The following is an 18,308-nucleotide window of genomic DNA, read 5'->3' as shown; positions in this document are numbered from 1 at the left end:
GCTGCGTTTCAACGCTCTTTCACGGCCTCGACAAGGGCTCGAACCTTGTCGAGGTTTTTCCATCCCGGTCGTTCTTCCAGCCGGCTGGAGGCATCGAGGCCCTGAGGCGTGACGCGACTGAGTAGTTCTGGAACCCACTCCGCACTCACCCCTCCTGCCAGCCACCACGGCACAGACAGCTCGGTTTCAGCCAGCCAATCAAGAGGGATCCGGTGCCCGGTGCCGCCCAGTTGATCCGCGGTCCAGGCATCGAGCAGCAAAGCATCCACATGGGCCGCGTAATGCTCGAGCTGGTTGAGATCTTCGGGTTCACGCACTCGCAACGCTTTCCACCACTGCTGCCCGGGGTAGCGTTGTTTCAAGCGTTGGCAGCGTTCGTCTGACTCACTGCCGTGCAGCTGCACCACGGAGGGCTGCCCAGCTCCATTGAGCGCTTCCTCGAGTGCGGCATCGTCGGGATCGGCCACCACCCAAACGCGATTCAGCTGGGGGTGCTGTTGTTCCAGAAGCTGGAACAAGGCCCTGCGCATGGCTGGTTCCACAAAGCGTGGGGTGGCGGGAACGCCGATCACACCAATCGCCTGCACGCCCATCTGTGCGATGGCTTGAGCCTGCTCGGGGTCGGTGATCCCACAGATCTTGAGGTCTGGAGTGGGGCGGGGATCACGCAAGGGCTGCATGGGTTGCTCTCCCTAGGATCGTGGATGACAGTCCGCAGCAGCGGCACACGATGGGATTGGCGGTGGGAGAGGGCTGGCAGGTGCTCAAGATTGGCGGAATTCCCCTGCGGCTCCAGCCCAGCTGGTTGTTTGCCGTGGCGATCTTCACCACGTTGTTTCAATCCCGCTACGCGCCCACGGCCTCGGTAACGGCGAGTTGGGGACTGGGATTGCTGACCACCTTGTTGCTGTTCAGCTCCGTGCTGCTGCATGAATTGGGCCATGCCCTGATGGCCCTGCGAGAAGGGGTGAAGGTCTTGAGCATCACCCTGTTTCATCTGGGTGGCATCGCGCGGGTGGAGAAGGAATGCCCTACCGCAATGGGCAATCTGCGCATTGCGGCTGCTGGCCCGATCGTGAGTTTGGTGCTGGCCTTTGGGATGTTGGCAGGGGCTGCAGCGCTGTCGGACACCCAGCCCTTGGCCACACAGTTGTTGAGCCAGGTGGGTTTGCTCAACTTGATGCTCGGCTTGTTCAATCTCTTGCCCGGGCTGCCCCTCGATGGCGGGCTGATCCTCAAGGCCTTGGTCTGGCAGCTGAGCGGCAGTCAGCAGAAAGGCGTTCAGGTGGCATCGGCGTCTGGACGCGCTTTGTCGATGCTGATGATCCTGTTGGGCGGTGTTCTGCTCTGGCAGGGGTGGGGGATCAACGGCCTCCTACTGATGTTGATCGGTTGGTTCGGCCTGAGTGCCAACCGCAGTCAGACCCAGATGCTGGAGTTGCAGACGGTGCTGCGGGAGTTGAAGGTGGAGGGTGCAGCAGGCAAACGTTTCCGCGTGCTGGAGGCGGATCAGACCTTGCGACGCCTCAGTCAGCTGCGGCTGACCGCCAGCGAGGCGGAGGGACCTGCCGATTGGGTGCTCGTCTGCAAAAGCGGCCGTTGGGTGGGTTGGATTGACGATCAACCCCTGAAACTTCTGCCGGTGCAGCAATGGGACCAACAGCGCCTCGAGGATCATCTGCGCCCCCTCGCTGAACTGCCGTCCATCGCCAGTTCGGCTCCCCTGGCGGAGGCGGTGCCGGCCCTGGAGGCGGCCTCCCAGGGACGCCTATTGGTTACGAGTGCTGCGGGCCTTCCTTCCGGCACCCTTGACCGCATGGATGTAGGCGATGCGGTGCTGAAGCGGCTCGGGGTGACCCTGCCCCCCGCGATCCTCGATGAGGCGCGCAAGCGCAATGGATACCCCCTGGGTTTGGCGATGCTTCCCCAGATGGTGCAGACGATGCAGGCTCAGAGCGCAGAGCCGGACGCCAGCTCGACCTCCAACTCCTGAACTTCGTCAGCCTTTAGGGGCTGCATCTGCCAAGGGCAACGGCTCCAGGATTGAACCAGGCTCTGGCGCAGTTGCTGATCCAGCTCCAGCCGGTTGATGCGGGCTGGAGCCGCTGCTGGAGCCGCTTCCTCAAACACCTCCTCCCAGAGCTCAGCAGGGGGATCCAGCAGAATTTCACCGTGTTGAAGCAGGCGACCGTTCTGCCAGCGCTGGGCGCTACCGACCCGTTTGACGCCGCACGGATCCACCAGGTCGGCCATCGTTGCCGAGGCGAAACAGTTGTTGGCTTCAGCACCCGCCGGATCGGAACCGAAGTGCAGCGGCAGCCCTAGATCCTGGAAGCCATCGATCAACCACTGGCAGGCCTGGCTGTAAGCCTCCTGGCGTCGCCGGGGTGCATCCGGCCAGATCAAGGCATAGGTGAGACCGCCCGCATGAAGCACGGCCCTACCTCCGCTAGGGCGTCGCACCAGGCTGATGCGGCCGCGTCGAGCCAGATCATTCCAGTGCCCAGGCCATTGGTGTTGATGGCGTCCCAGCGAGAGCCAGGGCCCATTCCAGCGGTAAAAACGCAGAACCGGACCGTTGCTGCGCTTCAGAAGCCAGGCATCCAAAGCCATCTGGGTGTGTCCATCCGCTTGCTGGGTGGGGAGCAAACGCCCGGTTGCGGGCATGCTGGAGGAAAGCATCGATCGCACGCCATGGTGCCCTGGTGGGATGTGCCGATCCTGATCGCCTTGGGCCTGCTGGCGGGGGGCTTGGCCGGGTTGTTGGGGATCGGCGGAGGCTTGATCTTTGCCCCGCTCCTGCTCTGGCTTGATCTCCCGCCCCATCAGGCCCTGGCCACCAGCAGTTTCGCCATTGTGCCCACGGCTTTGGCAGGCACCATCACCCATCTGCGCCAGGGCCGGCTGCCGACCTGGCCGGGACTCGCCATCGGCTTGGCAGCCTTTGGCTCGGCACTGCTGTTCGGTGGTTTGGCCGGTTTGGCAGCGGGCTGGATTCTGCTGGCGATGCAGACGCTGATGTACATCGTGCTGGCGTTCTGTGTTCGCGAACGGCCCGAGGCGGATGCCAATGATGACGTTGATGACAGCCGCGCTCCGCAGTTGGCAGGTGTGGGCTGCATCGCTGGCTGGACCGCTGGGATGTTGGGCCTGGGCGGGGGGCTTGTGATGGTGCCCCTGATGAGCGGTCCGATGTCTGTGCCGATTCATCAGGCCGTGCGGCTCAGCACGGTGGCGGTGCTCTGCTCGGCCAGCGCAGCATCCCTCCAGTTCCTGCATGAAGGACGCGGCGTTCCTCTGATGGGCCTGCTGCTGGGAGCGGTGGCAGCGATCGCTGCGCAGTGGACGGCCAGCCGTCTCGATCAGTTTGATGCGGCCCTACTGGTGCGCTGTCTGCGGGTGCTCGCCATCATCCTGGCGATCGACAGCTCCAGGCGAGCCCTGCAGCTTTGGCTGAGCTGACTGGTCAGCTCATCAGGCTCCAAAATCCCGCATCCAGCTCATAGCCCAGGGCTGCAGCCATCTGGGAGAGGTTGCCCCGCATCGGGCGTCCGAGCTCTCGCTGGCAGAGGTCGTCCAACACCATCAATCGATGCGTTACCCAGGGCTCCAAGGCTTCCGGGTCAAAACGCAGGCCTTCGCTGCGGCTGAAGCTGTGGGGCACCACCAGGGCCACATGGCGAATCAGGCTGCCCTGGTCGCGTTCAAGCAACAGCGGCAGCCAGGGGTAGCGCGCGTCGGCCCGGAGGGCCCAGAGCCGAGGCTCGGGGCATTCCGGCAGTTCGCGTGGGTCATCCTGCGCCCGGGGCCAATCGAAACGAAGCTCGAGCACCGGCCCCTGACTGAGCAGTGCATCCAGCGGCTGAGTGCTCCAGATCTCCAGCGGCCGTAGATCCAACGCGCGGATGGCAGGGGCATCGATCAGAACCGGATCCATGGGCTGGTGTGACAGGCCTTTGCGAATGATGGCCTGCAGCCCTTCCCTCAGAGAAGAATGGGACCGTTTGATGCATGGCTCCCATGGAAACCGTTCTGTCTGCACCTGAGGTGTTCATTGCCCTCGTGGTGGCTGCCCATGCCGCTGTTCTGGCTCTTCGTCTATCCATCAGCCTTTACGAGGCCTGATTTCAAAGGCAGCCCAGATCAACGGGCGTAGAGCTGGTCTTGGCACTTCGAACGGATTGCGTTACAAGCGGATGTTCGTGCTGATGCGGTGACCGCCAGTCAGGTTCAAAGATCAGCTCCCCGCACGGATGCAGCCAGCATGGCTGCGGAGATTCAGCGGCAGACCGACCAGCAGGAACTGCAGTGCAGCCTTCTCGCCTTGGCGGCCAAGGCGGGGCTTGTTCTGTTGGGAGCTGTGAGCCTGATCCGCCTATCGGTGGCCTATCAGGAACGCATGGATCGCCACAGTGAAATCGCGGCGGTCGTTTCGATTGAGTCGGCCAAATTGGAAACGCTTCAACAACGCTTCGATCGTCTGTTCAGCATCGGTGGAGAGAAGCGTCTGATAAGCGAGCAGGATCAGTGGATCGCCCCCAATCGTCTGCGCGTGATCTGGCGCTGAGATTCGTGACCAGCGGCGTTGGGATTGAGTGCTGACCGGCAGACTGGCAGCCTTCCTGGCCTTATCTTGATGTCCACGCCCGGCACCGTTCTGATCACCGGCAGCACCTCCGGTGTGGGCCTGAATGCCACCTGCGCCTTGGTGAAGCGGGGTTGGACGGTGATCACGGCGAACCGCAGCCCGCAGCGTGCCGCGGCAGCGGCGGATGAGCTGGATCTCCCGAAAGACCGGCTCAAGCACGTGTTGATGGATCTGGGTGATCTCGACAGTGTGCGTCAGGCGGCGGATGCCTTGCCCGAGCGATTGGATGCCGTGGTCTGCAATGCAGCCGTGTACAAGCCGAAGCTGAAGCAGCCGGAGCGTTCGCCCCAGGGCTACGAGATCTCGATGGCCACCAACCACTTCGGCCATTTCCTGCTGGTGCAGCTGCTCTTGGGTCGGCTCCAGGCCTCCACTCACCCCTCCAAGCGGGTGGTGATCCTGGGTACCGTAACGGCGAACTCCAAGGAGCTGGGGGGGAAGATTCCGATCCCTGCGCCGGCAGATCTGGGGGACCTCTCAGGTTTTGAGGCCGGGTTCAAAGACCCAGTCGCCATGGCCAGTGGCAAGCCGTTCAAGCCCGGCAAGGCCTACAAAGACAGCAAGCTCTGCAACATGATCACCACCCAGGAGCTTCATCGCCGTCTTCACGGGGACACGGGGATCACCTTCACGTCGCTCTACCCGGGCTGTGTGGCTGATACCCCGTTGTTCCGCAACACCCCCAAGGCCTTCCAGACGATCTTCCCCTGGTTTCAGAAAAACATCACCGGCGGCTATGTCTCCCAGGCCCTGGCGGGAGAACGGGTGGCTGATGTGGTGGCCAATCCCGACTTTGCCGAATCCGGGGTGCACTGGAGCTGGGGCAACCGCCAGAAGAAGGATGGTCAGCAGTTCAGCCAGGAACTGTCGGACAAGGCCACAGATCCAGAAACAGCCCGCCGGGTGTGGGAGCTTTCGATGAAACTCGTTGGCCTTTGAGCTGAGCTCTTCACAAAAAGACCCCGGTTGCAGCTGCCGGGGCTTTGTCGATCAAATCAAGGGTCAATCGAATCCCAGCAGGTCGAAGATTTCGCGGTCTTTGAGGGAAGTGGCCTCGAGCGGCTCCACCTTGTCGAGCATGTTCTGGGCCAGCCGCAGATATTCGTTCTGCACCGCTTGCACGGCTTCATCGGCATCATCCATTTCAAAGATGGTGCATTTCTTCAGTCGGGATCGCCGGATGGCATCCACATCCCTGAAATGGGCCATGGTGCGCAGGCCGGTGCGATCGTTGAACTTGTCGATCTGATCGGTGTCTGCCGAGCGGTTCGCAACAACGCCACCAAGCCGCACCTTGTAGTTCTTGGCTTTGGCTTGAATTGCCTGAACGATGCGATTCATCGCGAAGATCGAATCGAAATCGTTGGCCGTAACGATCAGGCAATAGTTGGCGTGCTGCAGCGGGGCGGCGAAACCACCACACACCACATCGCCGAGCACATCAAAGATCACCACATCGGTGTCTTCCAATAGATGGTGTTCCTTGAGCAGCTTCACGGTCTGCCCAGTCACGTAGCCACCGCAGCCCGTGCCCGCCGGTGGGCCGCCGCTTTCGACGCACTGCACCCCGTTGAAGCCGGTGAAGACGAAATCCTCAGGCCGCAGCTCTTCGCTGTGGAAGTCCACCTCCTCGAGAATGTCGATCACCGTCGGCACCATCTTGTGGGTGAGGGTGAAGGTGCTGTCGTGCTTGGGGTCGCAGCCGATCTGAAGCACCCGTTTGCCCAGCTTGGAAAAGGCGGCTGACAAGTTCGAGGAGGTGGTCGATTTGCCGATCCCGCCTTTGCCATAAACCGCGATCACCAGGGTCTCCTCCTGGATGTTCATTTCCGGGTCCTGGTGGACCTGCACGCTGCCTTCGCCGTCCGCTGGTCGCGTCAGAGTCGTGGTCATTCGGCGACCTGTGCAAGAGAAGTCAGTTTCATTCAACAGCAGGAGATGTGCAGTGGTTGGTTTTCACCAAGAAATGAAAGATCTGCATCTGGGCTGAGTTGCAAAAGCAGAATTTCTTTCAGTTAAATAAAAAGAAATGAGTGCAAATGCTCATGCCTTGAAGTGGGCTTTGGCGTCATACAGCGTTTCGCTGCTGATCTCCCGGCAGCCAGTATCGCGGGCATACGCCTCGGTGTTGCGTCGCACTTTGCCCCGCACGAAAAAGGGAATTTTCTTCAGTTCGGCTTCCCCATCGGCTGTCCAATGCAGGGCACCGTCGCCCTCCCCGGGGATATCACTCAAGGCGGAACTGTCGGCGGCGCCGGCACCACCGGCATGGCCGAGGTGGCTTTGGTGGCCATCCACGAATTCGAAGTCGTGGCGGAACATGCCGATCAGGTGTTCCTCGAGCCCCATCATCAGCGGGTGCACCCAGTCGTCGAAGATCACGTTTGCCCCTTCCCAGCCCATCTGGGGGCTCATCCGGGCGGGCACGTCCTGCACGTGCATCGGTGTGCTGATCACGGAGCAGGGAATCCCCAGACGCTTGGCGCTGTGGCGCTCCATTTGGGTTCCCAGCACCAGTTCCGGTGCCGCTTCGGCCATGGCGGCTTCCACTTCTAGGTAGTCGTCACAGATCAATGCCTCCAGGCCCAGGGCCTTGGCGGCCGCCCGTACGGGCCTGGCCATCTCCCGGCTGTAGGTGCCCAGCCCCACCACAGTGAAGCCCAGTTCTTCACTGCAGATTCTTGCTGCGGCGAGGGCATGGCTGCCGTCGCCAAAGATGAACACCCGCTTGCCGGTGAGATAAGTGGAGTCCACGGATTCCGAATACCATGGCAGGCGTGAGCGCTTGTATCCCTCATCTGGAGCGGGTGCCTCCATCCCCAGCAGACTGTGCACCTCCACCAGGAAATCGTGGGTCGCGCCCACCCCGATCGGCACCGTTCGGCTGAAGGGAATCCCGAAGTTGCGCTCCAGCCAGCTGCAGGTGGATTCGGCCACCTCCGGATAGAGGCAAACGTTCAGATCGGCATCGGGGATCCGCTTCAGATCCTCCACTCCTGCACCCAGGGGCGCCACCACACCCACATCGATGCCGTGCAAGGTGAGCAGCTTCTGCACTTCCAGTACGTCGTCGCGGCAGCGGAAACCGAGCAGCGATGGACCCAACAGGTTCACCCGAGGTCGACGCCCCTCCTGTTGCCACGCCTTGGGGTCATGGTTGATGTCTGTGGGGGCCTGCGCCTTGAGCAGGTTGCGGATTAATTGATAAAAGGTCTCCGCAGCTCCCCAGTTCTCCTTTTTGCTGTAGGCCGGCAGCTCAAGATTCACGACCGGCATGGTCAGCTCCATGCCCTGGGCCAGGGCGCCCGGTTGATCCTGAATCAACTCTGCGGTGCAGCTTTCACCCACCAGAAGGGCATCGGGTTGGAAGCGGTCCACGGCTTCGCGTACATGCCGTTTCACCAGTTCTGCGGTGTCACCCCCCAGATCCCTGGCCTGGAATGTGGTGTAGGTGACCGGCGGTCGTTGCCCGCGCCGCTCAATCATCGTGAATAGCAGGTCGGCGTAAGTGTCCCCTTGGGGGGCATGGAGCACGTAGTGCACGCCGTGCATCGAGGCGGCGATGCGCATGGCCCCCACATGGGGTGGCCCTTCGTAGGTCCAGAGCGTCAGTTGCATGGGATCAGGCGTGCACGGGGGTGTCGGGGTTACTCGGATGTAGACCTGGGCGAATCAATTGCCGGCGATGCAACGGCCGGGAAAACAGTTCCGCCAGGTCACCGGCTTGGTCGATGCCGTGAATCGGGCTGAACACCAATTCGATCGACCATTTGGTGGCGATGCCTTCGGCTTCCAAGGGATTGGCCAGGCCCATCCCGCACACCACCAGGTCGGGCTGGCTGGCGCGAACCCGGTCGAGCTGTTGCTCCACGTGTTGTCCCTCCATCACCGGGACGTCATCGGGGAGCAAGGCCAGCTCGGCAGCCATCTGTTCACGGTTCAGATAAGGCGTGCCCACCTCCACCAGCTCCATGCCGCATTCCCGTTGCAGAAACCGGGCCAGGGGCAGTTCCAGCTGGGATTCGGGAAGCAGAAAGATCCGCTTGCCTTCCAGCACGGCGCGATGGCGGGCCAGGGCGCTCTCGGCCCGCTTCATCAACGGATCGAGCACGGCAGCGACCCTCTCATTGGGGAGATGGAAGTCATCAGCAGCAGCCTCCATCCAGCGGCGACTTCCCTCTGCCCCCAGAGGGAATGGGGCCGTGAGCACCGTGGCGCCGCGGTCGCTTAGCAGGCGAGCGGTTTCAGTGAGAAAGGGTTGGGTGAGCAGCACTGTGGTTCCCGCTCCCACCCCTGGCAGGTCGGTCGATTGCCGGGGCGGCAGGCTGTGTATCGTCTCGATGCCCATCCGCTTGAAGAGGTGCATCTGCCTGTCTTCCACGGCATCGGCGAGGGTCCCCGCCAGCAGCAACTGCCGCTCATCGCTGGCGGGGAGCAGAGGCACGAGCGCCGCGAGCGCCCCATCTTCTCCCTGGGTGAACGTGGTTTCAATGCCGCTGCCGGAGTAGTTCACCACCCGCACCTGGCCGTACAGCTCTTCGTTGAGCCGTTCGGCGGCCCGGGCCAAATCCAGTTTGATCACTTCGCTGGGGCAGGACCCCACCAAAAACAGCGTGCGGATTTCGGGGCGACGTTGCAGCAGCTCCTTGCAGACCCGGTCGAGTTCGTCGTGGGCATCCGCGAGGCCAGCCAGATCTCGCTCGCTGAGAATGGCTGTGCCGAAACGTGGTTCGGCGAAAATCATCACCCCTGCAGCGCTTTGAATCAGATGGGCGCAGGTGCGTGATCCCACTACAAGAAAAAAGGCATCGGGCATGCGCCGATGCAGCCACACAATCGATGTGAGGCCGCAGAACACCTCGCGCGGCCCCGATTCTTTCAGCAGCGTTGGCCCGGCCATCGGCCGCTCCCTTGATGATCAACCTCTCCACGCTGCAAATAAATTCGCTTGGGAGTGGAAAGGTCGCTCAAACTCTTTGGGATCGCTTAGTGCAGGTCAACCTTGGCTAGAGCTCAAAGGCGGCGACGGAATCCGTCGTAACGCTCTGACCGATCGCTCTCCTCTGCTTTGCTCAACCGCCAGACGTTGCGGCTAACACGGCGGGCGACGAGGCCACCGCGTTCCACCCGTTCCGTTCCAGGGCGGGCTCCCAGGAGCATGCTCACCTCCGCGGTGGTGAGGGGAGCACCGGTTTCGATGGCCAAAGACGTCAGTTCCAGCCGTTGACGCAGCTGACGCAGACGCTCACTGTCTGCATTTCCTGATCCCTCCAGCCAGGGCAGATCCACCTGTCCATCCTGCGCAAGGCGTTGCATTAGGCCGAAGCTCACCATCCCAAGGGCTTGATCAGCGTTGAGATCAACGGGCTTCAAAGAAGACTGCTCAGTCATTGCAAGGTCTCTAGAGGGGTTCTCCGGACGGTATCGGCTGTTTTTCAAGGCGCAAGACCGCAGGCTCCAACTCTTTATTGGGCCGTTTCAGCTGAATTCGTCCGGTACACTCCCCGCCATGACCCGTTTTGCCAGCTTCGATGCTCGGGAGCGGCGACGCGGCGGTAGTGCTCTCGTCACCGGGACTGAGGTGACCTCCCAGCAGGGCGGGGCAAGTTGTGTTGTCACGACTGATTCTGAGTCACCCAGGCTGCTTCGCCAAAACAGCCATGTGCAGTCGATCGAACTGCGCACGCATGTCTTCATCGACTCCCTTCAGCCCCAACTTGCGGCCTACATGGGGACAGTGAGTCAAGGATTCCTGCCCATTCCAGGAGACGCCTGCCTCTGGATGGAGGTTTCACCGGGCATGGCGGTTCATCGCGTGACCGACATTGCGCTGAAAGCCAGCAATGTTCGCCTCGGCCAGATGGTGGTGGAGCGGGCTTTTGGCTCGATGGCTCTTTATCACCGTGACCAGAGCACTGTTCTCCATTCCGGGGATGTGGTGCTGGAAGCGATCGGCAGCACCATTGAGCAGCGTTCTCCAGCGGACGTGAGCTGGACCGAAGTCATTCGAGCGATCACTCCGGACCATGCCGTGTTGATCAACCGCCAGAACCGACGCGGTTCCATGATTGAGGCGGGAATGAGCATGTTCATCCTGGAGACTGAGCCGGCTGGATATGTCTTGATTGCTGCCAACGAGGCTGAAAAAGCCTCCAACATCACTTTGGTGGACGTGAAAGCGGTGGGTGCTTTTGGACGCCTCACTCTGGTGGGGCGGGAAGGTGATGTTGAGGAAGCGGCGGCAGCTGCGATGCGCGCCATCGACCATGTCAATCGAAATGCACGATCGCTTTGATCGCTGAGCTCAGTTCAGGCCAAGAAGTTGGCGCAATTGAGGTGCCAGAGCCCGTGCTGCTTTGCCGCGACTGCCCAGTCGGCTGAGTTGTGCCGGGTTTAGTTCGCCGTACGTGCAACGGGCTTCACGCACCCAGAGCAAGGATTCAAAGCCGCCATCTGGGTAGGCCGGTGCGTTGAGGAGCTCACCCCAGCAAATGCCCTCTGCCGCCGCTCGGCAGTTCCCTGTGGGGTCGCACAGCACCATCGTGCTGCGGAAGCAGGCGCTGCGGTAGAGGGACGCGCCCAACTCCGAAAGAATTCTCTGAATTTTTGCGTCGTTGCCTTCGGCATACCTGGCGGAGAACAGTCCAGGTGCGCATTGAAGTGAGTCGACTTCAAGTCCTGAATCGTCTGCTAGCGCCCAACCGTTGGTTCGCAGTGCTGCCGCAGAGGCCTTCAGCTCGGCGTTTTCACGGTAGGTACTGCCCGTTTCCTCAACGTCTAGATCGTCTGGTTGACGCTGAACGTTGATTGGGAGTGGACCCAGCATGGCCTCGATTTCAGCAACCTTTGTGGGGTTGCCCGTGGCAATGGTGAGCTGAAGCGCCAAGGAAGGCCAACAAATGAGGGCCTCCATTGTGCGGGCTGATTGGGGGGTAGGACTTAAAAATCTCTGAATTCGACCCTGCGACTCGCATTTGGGTTGAACATTCCACCCCTCAGCAAGGCTTGGGGAAGCGTGTCGCACTGTGAACCTATGGAGCTTCATCGAACTCGACAACGACTTGTGCGGATGTGATCACAGGAACCACCACAGCAGACCGGAACAGTGAGGCACTGGGTGATAAGCCTGGCTTATTTGGTTCACTATGGACAGTGATCGAGAAAGTTGCCCAAATCGCTTGACGGGAAGGGTTCTGGCAAAGCAATGTCCCGAGCGAACATTCCACCTCATTTCCCGGTAGGCAATGGCTAACGAAACCATGGGCATCGCCCTCGGCATGATCGAGACCCGCGGTCTGGTCCCCGCCATCGAGGCAGCTGATGCCATGACCAAGGCTGCCGAAGTGCGCCTTATTGGTCGCGAGTTTGTCGGTGGCGGTTACGTCACCGTTCTGGTGCGCGGCGAAACCGGTGCTGTGAACGCTGCTGTGCGCGCTGGCGCTGATGCTTGCGAGCGCGTTGGTGACGGCCTGGTTGCTGCTCACATCATTGCCCGCCCCCACCGCGAAGTGGAGCCTGCATTGGGCAACGGCAACTTCCTTGGTCAGAAGGACTGAGATCTTCCGCTGAGCCTCTTATGAGGCACGCGAACGTCTCACCCTCTTCACCGACCTAACGGAGATTTCCCATGAGCAAGAAGTACGACGCTGGGGTCAAGGAGTACAGGGATACCTACTGGACTCCTGATTACGTCCCCCTCGACACCGACCTGCTGGCCTGCTTCAAGTGCACCGGCCAAGAAGGTGTGCCCAAGGAAGAAGTTGCCGCTGCTGTGGCTGCTGAATCCTCCACCGGCACCTGGTCCACTGTGTGGTCTGAGCTCCTCACCGATCTCGACTTCTACAAGGGCCGTTGCTACCGCATCGAAGACGTCCCTGGTGACAAGGATTCTTTCTATGCCTTCATCGCCTACCCCCTCGACCTGTTCGAAGAGGGTTCCATCACCAACGTTCTGACCTCCCTGGTCGGCAACGTGTTCGGTTTCAAGGCTCTCCGCCACCTCCGTCTGGAAGACATCCGCTTCCCGATGGCGTTCATCAAGAGCTGCTACGGCCCGCCGAACGGCATCCAGGTCGAGCGCGACCGGATGAACAAGTACGGCCGTCCCCTGCTGGGTTGCACCATCAAGCCGAAGCTCGGCCTGAGCGGTAAGAACTACGGCCGTGTTGTCTATGAGTGCCTGCGTGGCGGTCTGGACTTCACCAAGGACGACGAAAACATCAACTCCCAGCCCTTCCAGCGTTGGCAGAACCGCTTCGAATTCGTTGCGGAAGCCATCAAGCTGTCCGAGCAGGAGACCGGCGAGCGCAAGGGTCACTACCTCAACGTGACTGCGAACACTCCCGAAGAGATGTATGAGCGCGCTGAGTTCGCTAAGGAACTCGGAATGCCGATCGTCATGCACGACTTCATCACCGGTGGCTTCACAGCCAACACCGGTCTTTCGAAGTGGTGCCGCAAGAACGGCATGCTCTTGCACATTCACCGCGCCATGCACGCGGTGATTGACCGTCATCCCAAGCACGGCATCCACTTCCGCGTTCTCGCCAAGTGTCTGCGTCTGTCCGGTGGTGACCAGCTCCACACCGGCACCGTGGTCGGCAAGCTGGAAGGTGATCGTCAGACCACCCTCGGCTACATCGACCAGCTGCGCGAATCCTTCGTGCCCGAAGACCGCAGCCGCGGCAACTTCTTCGATCAGGACTGGGGTTCCATGCCTGGCGTGTTCGCCGTTGCTTCCGGCGGTATCCACGTGTGGCACATGCCTGCACTGGTCGCCATTTTCGGTGACGACTCCGTGCTGCAGTTCGGTGGTGGTACCCACGGTCACCCCTGGGGCTCCGCTGCAGGTGCTGCTGCCAACCGTGTGGCCCTCGAGGCCTGCGTCAAGGCACGCAATGCCGGTCGCGAGATCGAGAAAGAAAGCCGGGACATCCTCATGGAAGCCGGTAAGCACAGCCCTGAGCTGGCCATCGCTCTCGAGACCTGGAAGGAGATCAAGTTCGAGTTCGACACCGTCGACAAGCTCGACGTTCAGAACTGATCGTTTCTTCGGCCGGTTGATGCAACCGGCCAACCCTTTTTCTTAAACCCAGGATCCCCATGCCTTTCCAGAGCACCGTGGGTGACTATCAAACAGTCGCCACCCTGGAGACCTTCGGCTTCCTCCCGCCGATGACCCAGGACGAGATCTACGACCAGATCGCGTACATCATTGCCCAGGGTTGGAGCCCGCTCGTTGAGCACGTCCATCCCAGCAACTCCATGGCCACCTATTGGTCTTATTGGAAGCTCCCCTTCTTCGGTGAGAAGGATCTGAACGTTGTCGTCAGTGAGCTCGAGGCTTGCCACCGCGCATACCCCGACCACCACGTGCGCATCGTCGGTTACGACGCTTACACCCAGAGCCAGGGTGCATGCTTCGTGGTCTTCGAAGGACGCTGATCCTTCGGACCCATGGTTCTGAGCCCTGACCTGATCAGGGCTCCAGCTTTTTCCGGAGGGGCAAGTGCCCTTCCACCTCACGACGACTCCCTCGGGCGGACATGGCAAGACTCTCCAGTCGCGAACTCGCACTAGAACGCCGTAAGGCGCTGACCACTTCCGGTAAGAAGTCCTCAGCTGCAGCTGGTACTGGCGCCAACCGTGTTCGCACCGTTGATGACGCCCGTCCCACCCGCACGAATGCGGCTGCAGTTGCAGAACCTGCTTCCGCACCTGTTGTTCCCGCTGCTGTAGCTACGCAGCGAACAACTTCATTCACTGCTGTTCCTTCCAGGCGCAGTTCACAGGTCAAGCCGCATCGCGATGCAAGCCGCGATCTGGTGCTTGCTCGTCGCGAAGCCTTGTCCCGTCGCGGCAAAACTGCAGACACCAGCCGCGATCGCAACCGCGCTGATGTTGCCCGTCAGACCAAGGCTGCGGCACCTGCTGAAACCACCAAGAGCTGTGGCTGCGGTGGCAAGCGTGCTGCCGAGAAGACCGCACTGACCTCATTGAGTGCCTCTGCCCCCAAGCTTTCCGTTCGCACAGAACGTCGTGCAGCGGCCCCTAAGCGCCGCGCTATCGAGAATCCCAGCCGCGCCCTGGTTTTGGCCCGCCGCGATGCCATGGCCAAGCATGGCAAAACCGCAGGCAAGCAGTCCACCAGTGCCGCTGCAGTTGCTCGTCAGGCCAATCCCGATCTCACCAGCCGTGAGCTGGCCCAGCAAGTGCGCGATCTGCGCACCAAGGCAGGCGCCCGCAACAAGCAAAGCGCTGGTGTGACCCGCCCCACCGGTCCCAACCGCCACGGCGCCAAGCAAGCCGCAGCTGCTGATGCCCATTGGAAAGTTGGTGAAAGCACCACCACGGCTGGCCAGACCGTGACTGGAACCCAGGCCAACCGCTCGGTCAAAACTACCGGCAATGAAGCGAGCACCTGCCGTTCCATCACAGGCACGGAGTACTTGGGTGCTGAAGTCTTCCAGACCTTCTGTCAGACGGCTCCAGCTCCCACAACTCCTGCCAAGGTGCGCGTCACTGCCACCAGCCACGGCAACCGCGTTACTGGTAACGAAGTCGGCCGTTCCGAAAAGGTCACCGGCGATGAGCCTGGCACCTGTAAGAGCGTGACCGGCACCGAATACATCTCAGCCAACCAGTCTGCTGCCTACTGCGGTGGTGGCACGACTTCCCCTCGCAAGGTGGGTCACAGCCTCACCGAACAGGGTCGTCCCGTGAGTGGTGTCATGGTTGGTCGCTCCGCCAGCGTCACTGGTGATGAGGCCGGCGCGAATCGCAGCCTCACTGGAGATCAATACCTCGGTTCTGACCCCCTTCCTGAAGGCCGTCCGGCAGCCAAGGTTGGTTTGTCAGGCACCCTTTCGGGTACGGGCGTCACTGGAACTTTGGTGGGTCGCTCCTCCCAGGTCACCGGTAATGAATTCGGCTCCTGCCACCGTGTGACTGGTGATCAATACATCAGTGCTGAGCAGGTGAATTCCTTTTGCGGCGGCAAACCTGAGCCTGAAGCTGCCAAGGTTGGTTTCAGTGTCACCAACCGAAACCAGGTGGTGAGCGGAACCCGCACCGGCCGCTCGGAGCACGTCACGGGTGACGAGCCCGGCAGCTGCCAGGCCGTAACAGGAACTCCTTATGCAGGCCTCGAGCAGGCCGGCCAACACTGCGGCAATCCCGCCGTCAAAGCCATTCGTGAGCGCACTCCTGTTCGTGTCGGCACCCCTTCCGCTGCCATGACGGGCCTCCAACCCGGTGTGGGTGGTGTGATGACCGGCGACAAGCGCGGTGCTTGTGAAGCAGTCACCGGCACTCCTTATGTGGGTGCTGACCAGCTTGCCGCTGCCTGCGGTGCTGATGCCCCTGCCGGCACCGATACCCACGGTCAAGCCCCTGAGGGTGCTGCCTGGACCCGCTTCAGCGTGGTGTCACCAGCCCGCGCTGCTCAGCAGCAACGTGAGGCCAATTCCGGAGTGACCGGTACGTCTTACGAGGATGGGAATCGCATCACCGGCCCTTTTGATATGGCTGGCGGCAAGGTGACCGGTACCGAGCAGTTCCGCTTCGATAACCGCGAGTTCCAGAACCGTCAGCAGCAGCGCCAGTTTCAGCCCACCGTGGCTGTGGTCAGCGAGCCCTCTGAAAAGCCAGCATCTCGGGTGACCGGCGAGGGTTCCTCCACCAAGATCACTGGCGATGACTGGGATCGTGGGGAGCATGTCACCGGAACCGAGGGTGCTTCGGCCCGCCGTCGTAACCCCAGCCGTCCTGGCCCGATGAGTGCCATGTCTTCCTTCGAGCGCAAGCGCAACGAGGAAACTGAATGGCCTGTGAGCCGCGTGACCGGCTCCAGCGGTAACACCGAGAAAGGTTCCTTGATAACCGTCTCCGGCGGCGCACGGGGCTGATTCACTGATGGTTCGCTCCAAGCCTCTCCGTGGCGGGCGACCTCAGGCCCCCTCGGCACCCACTCGACGCCAGCTTCAGCAGCTGGCCACAACATCTGATTTAGCTCAGACAGCATCTGAGGTGGAGTCTTCCACCCGCCAAGCCGCTCTGGAAAGGCGGCGTGCCCTCACCACATCGGGTAAGGCCGCTCAACTGGGTGGCGGCTCAGTGGGCGGTGGTCGGATTCGCTCCAGCAACGACGTCAAGCGTCCCGCTCCTTCACAGCCGGGCTGGGTACGACGTGAGAAGGCAGCCACCCGGGCGGTTCCTTTCAATTTGAGCCGCAGCTCTCTGCCGATCACCCATCGGCGCCATCCCTTGACGGATGCAGCGGCGAACGCCCGTCTTCAGGCTTACGAGTTGGAGATCAAGGGACGTTTTGATCGGATCGTTCCCCTGCTCCAGCAGGTCTCAGCGCTTCAGCACGAAACAGATTTCATTCCCCAAGCCCAGCGGTTGTGCCGGGCCGAACTCGGCTTTGATCTGCCGGATCACACCCTGCAGCTGGCCTGGGTTCGCCCCCTCGACATGCGCGCCCTGTTCGCCTGGTGTGTCTTTGAAAGCCACCGGCTGTTTAGTGATCGCTTTTTTCAGGACGACCCACTGGATGCCGGCACGGGCAGTGCTGCCTCCAGACAGTTCGAACAGTTTTTGCTCGACTGCGGGATCCATCTGCTCGACCTGACGCCCTGCGCCGATGGTCGCTTGGCCCACACCGTGGCCTACGCCCTGCGCATTCCCTTCAGCGCTGTGCGTCGCCGTTCCCACGCTGGTGCCATGTTCGACGTGGAGAACACGGTGAACCGCTGGGTCAAAACCGAGCATCGTCGCTACCGCGAAGGTTCACCCAATCCCTCCACGGAACCGACCCGTTATCTGAAAGTGGTGACTTACCACTTCAGTTCCCTCGATCCTTCCCACCAGGGCTGCGCTGCCCATGGCAGCAATGACGAACTGGCGGCAGCGGCAGGTCATCAGCGCCTGCTCGATTTTCGTGAGTCGGTGGAAAACAGCTTCTGCTGCGGTGCCTCCGTTGATCTTCTGCTGATCGGCCTCGACACCGACACCGACGCGATCCGGGTGCACCCCCCAAGTCGTGACAGCGAAATGGTGCTCGACCGTTGGCTCTGTGCCAGGGAACTGCATGCCGCAACAGCATCGATGAGTGCCGATCAAGCGATGGCACAGGTTGCCGAAGCTGTTGAGAGCGCGGCTCCTGGCCCCATGGATGCCGGCATGGTTTCGTTCCTGACCCGGTTGCTCGCCAATAATTTCTCCCAGATCGATTACGTGCAGGATCTGCACGGTGGCACTTACCCCGATGCCGGACACGCAGAGCGTTTCATTGGCGTTGGCATCGGCTTCAAAGAGGTGCATCTGCGCAACCTCACGTATTTCGCTCACCTCGACACCGTCGAGGAGGGCGCCCCTGATCTCGATGTGGGCGTAAAAATTTTCAAGGGTCTGAATGTGTCCAGGGATCTGCCGATTCCGGTTGTGGTGCGTTTCGACTATTCCGGCCGGGTGCCCGGTGCTCGGGAACGGGCCATTGCTGATTGCCAACGGGTCAACCAGGCCATCGCCGATCGCTACGCAGCCCTCGTTCATGAGGGTCTGCTCCACACTTGTCTCACCATTCGCGACCGCAACCAGACGGCTCCGGCCGAGGTCGTCGGTTCCACCCTCGACCCGCAACTTCCGGAGGCTCACTGAT

Annotated in this window: 19 protein-coding genes; 11 read left to right on the top strand and 8 right to left on the bottom strand. The window is 61.4% G+C overall.

Features of this window, described 5'->3' with window-relative positions:
- Positions 1–8: 8 nt before the first annotated feature.
- A complete protein-coding gene (locus Syncc8109_RS07935) occupies positions 9–680 on the bottom strand; it encodes a phosphoribosylanthranilate isomerase (RefSeq protein WP_045172780.1) in 672 nt (223 codons plus the stop codon).
- A gap of 50 nt (positions 681–730) precedes the next feature.
- Here Syncc8109_RS07935 and Syncc8109_RS07930 point away from each other — a divergent pair, with 50 nt between their 5' ends.
- The gene (locus Syncc8109_RS07930; RefSeq protein WP_006850578.1) at positions 731–1,993 is read left to right on the top strand and encodes a site-2 protease family protein; all 1,263 of its coding nucleotides are present in this window, start codon (positions 731–733) and stop codon (positions 1,991–1,993) included.
- On the opposite strand, the gene Syncc8109_RS07925 is transcribed toward Syncc8109_RS07930, so the two are convergent.
- Positions 1,951–2,667: a lipoate--protein ligase family protein gene (locus tag Syncc8109_RS07925; RefSeq protein ID WP_045172963.1), complete on the bottom strand. Its 717-nt coding sequence runs from the start codon at positions 2,665–2,667 to the stop codon at positions 1,951–1,953. The genes Syncc8109_RS07930 and Syncc8109_RS07925 overlap by 43 nt on opposite strands.
- 27 nt (positions 2,668–2,694) lie before the next feature.
- On the opposite strand from Syncc8109_RS07925, the gene Syncc8109_RS07920 reads away from it, so the two are divergent.
- Positions 2,695–3,462, top strand: a complete 768-nt coding sequence (locus Syncc8109_RS07920) for a sulfite exporter TauE/SafE family protein (RefSeq protein ID WP_006850988.1) — start codon at positions 2,695–2,697, stop codon at positions 3,460–3,462.
- Positions 3,463–3,466: 4 nt separating this feature from the next.
- Here Syncc8109_RS07920 and Syncc8109_RS07915 read toward each other — a convergent pair whose 3' ends face one another.
- Positions 3,467–3,937, bottom strand: coding sequence for a CRR6 family NdhI maturation factor (locus tag Syncc8109_RS07915; protein ID WP_006850429.1), 471 nt, complete (start codon positions 3,935–3,937; stop codon positions 3,467–3,469).
- 83 nt (positions 3,938–4,020) lie between these two features.
- Between Syncc8109_RS07915 and psaM the strand changes: the two genes are divergently transcribed.
- The 3 genes from psaM to Syncc8109_RS07900 all read left to right on the top strand — a co-directional run bounded on the left by psaM (position 4,021) and on the right by Syncc8109_RS07900 (position 5,587).
- Entirely contained in the window at positions 4,021–4,125 is a 105-nt protein-coding gene (gene psaM / locus Syncc8109_RS07910; RefSeq protein WP_025362433.1) for a photosystem I reaction center subunit XII, read from the top strand.
- Positions 4,126–4,264: 139 nt separating this feature from the next.
- Positions 4,265–4,567 (top strand): hypothetical protein, encoded by a 303-nt coding sequence (locus tag Syncc8109_RS07905; RefSeq protein WP_045172960.1) that lies wholly within the window; start codon positions 4,265–4,267, stop codon positions 4,565–4,567.
- Between the two features lie 69 nt (positions 4,568–4,636).
- A complete protein-coding gene (locus Syncc8109_RS07900; protein WP_025362432.1) occupies positions 4,637–5,587 on the top strand; it encodes a protochlorophyllide reductase in 951 nt (316 codons plus the stop codon).
- 63 nt (positions 5,588–5,650) lie between these two features.
- Here Syncc8109_RS07900 and bchL read toward each other — a convergent pair whose 3' ends face one another.
- The 4 genes from bchL to Syncc8109_RS07880 all read right to left on the bottom strand — a co-directional run bounded on the left by bchL (position 5,651) and on the right by Syncc8109_RS07880 (position 10,039).
- On the bottom strand, positions 5,651–6,541 hold the full coding sequence (gene bchL / locus Syncc8109_RS07895) for a ferredoxin:protochlorophyllide reductase (ATP-dependent) iron-sulfur ATP-binding protein (RefSeq protein ID WP_025362431.1): 891 nt from the start codon (positions 6,539–6,541) through the stop codon (positions 5,651–5,653).
- 150 nt (positions 6,542–6,691) lie between these two features.
- Complete coding sequence (locus Syncc8109_RS07890; RefSeq protein WP_006851504.1) at positions 6,692–8,266, bottom strand: ferredoxin:protochlorophyllide reductase (ATP-dependent) subunit B; 1,575 nt, start codon at positions 8,264–8,266, stop codon at positions 6,692–6,694.
- Positions 8,267–8,270: 4 nt separating this feature from the next.
- Positions 8,271–9,548 (bottom strand): ferredoxin:protochlorophyllide reductase (ATP-dependent) subunit N, encoded by a 1,278-nt coding sequence (locus Syncc8109_RS07885; RefSeq protein WP_006852054.1) that lies wholly within the window; start codon positions 9,546–9,548, stop codon positions 8,271–8,273.
- A gap of 113 nt (positions 9,549–9,661) precedes the next feature.
- Positions 9,662–10,039, bottom strand: a complete 378-nt coding sequence (locus Syncc8109_RS07880) for a hypothetical protein (protein ID WP_045172777.1) — start codon at positions 10,037–10,039, stop codon at positions 9,662–9,664.
- A 118-nt stretch (positions 10,040–10,157) separates the two neighbouring features.
- Between Syncc8109_RS07880 and Syncc8109_RS07875 the strand changes: the two genes are divergently transcribed.
- A complete protein-coding gene (locus tag Syncc8109_RS07875; protein ID WP_025362430.1) occupies positions 10,158–10,943 on the top strand; it encodes a microcompartment protein in 786 nt (261 codons plus the stop codon).
- A gap of 9 nt (positions 10,944–10,952) precedes the next feature.
- Here the strand turns inward: Syncc8109_RS07875 and Syncc8109_RS07870 are convergent, their stop codons facing one another.
- A complete protein-coding gene (locus Syncc8109_RS07870) occupies positions 10,953–11,561 on the bottom strand; it encodes a non-canonical purine NTP pyrophosphatase (RefSeq protein ID WP_006849795.1) in 609 nt (202 codons plus the stop codon).
- A 331-nt stretch (positions 11,562–11,892) separates the two neighbouring features.
- Between Syncc8109_RS07870 and Syncc8109_RS07865 the strand changes: the two genes are divergently transcribed.
- The 5 genes from Syncc8109_RS07865 (at position 11,893) to Syncc8109_RS07845 (ending at position 18,307) form a co-directional block, all read left to right on the top strand.
- Positions 11,893–12,204, top strand: coding sequence for a BMC domain-containing protein (locus tag Syncc8109_RS07865; protein WP_006169870.1), 312 nt, complete (start codon positions 11,893–11,895; stop codon positions 12,202–12,204).
- A gap of 71 nt (positions 12,205–12,275) precedes the next feature.
- On the top strand, positions 12,276–13,691 hold the full coding sequence (locus Syncc8109_RS07860) for a form I ribulose bisphosphate carboxylase large subunit (protein WP_006851798.1): 1,416 nt from the start codon (positions 12,276–12,278) through the stop codon (positions 13,689–13,691).
- Positions 13,692–13,750: 59 nt separating this feature from the next.
- Positions 13,751–14,092, top strand: coding sequence for a ribulose bisphosphate carboxylase small subunit (locus Syncc8109_RS07855; protein WP_006043651.1), 342 nt, complete (start codon positions 13,751–13,753; stop codon positions 14,090–14,092).
- A gap of 101 nt (positions 14,093–14,193) precedes the next feature.
- Positions 14,194–16,554 (top strand): CsoS2 family carboxysome shell protein, encoded by a 2,361-nt coding sequence (locus Syncc8109_RS07850; RefSeq protein ID WP_006850740.1) that lies wholly within the window; start codon positions 14,194–14,196, stop codon positions 16,552–16,554.
- Positions 16,555–16,561: 7 nt separating this feature from the next.
- Positions 16,562–18,307, top strand: a complete 1,746-nt coding sequence (locus tag Syncc8109_RS07845; RefSeq protein WP_006850488.1) for a carboxysome shell carbonic anhydrase — start codon at positions 16,562–16,564, stop codon at positions 18,305–18,307.
- Position 18,308 lies beyond the last annotated feature (1 nt).

Source organism: Synechococcus sp. WH 8109, assembly GCF_000161795.2.
Classification (GTDB): Bacteria; Cyanobacteriota; Cyanobacteriia; order PCC-6307; family Cyanobiaceae; genus Parasynechococcus.
The sequence above is the reverse complement of the archived record's forward strand: the minus strand, read 5'-3'. Positions and strand labels throughout refer to the sequence as shown.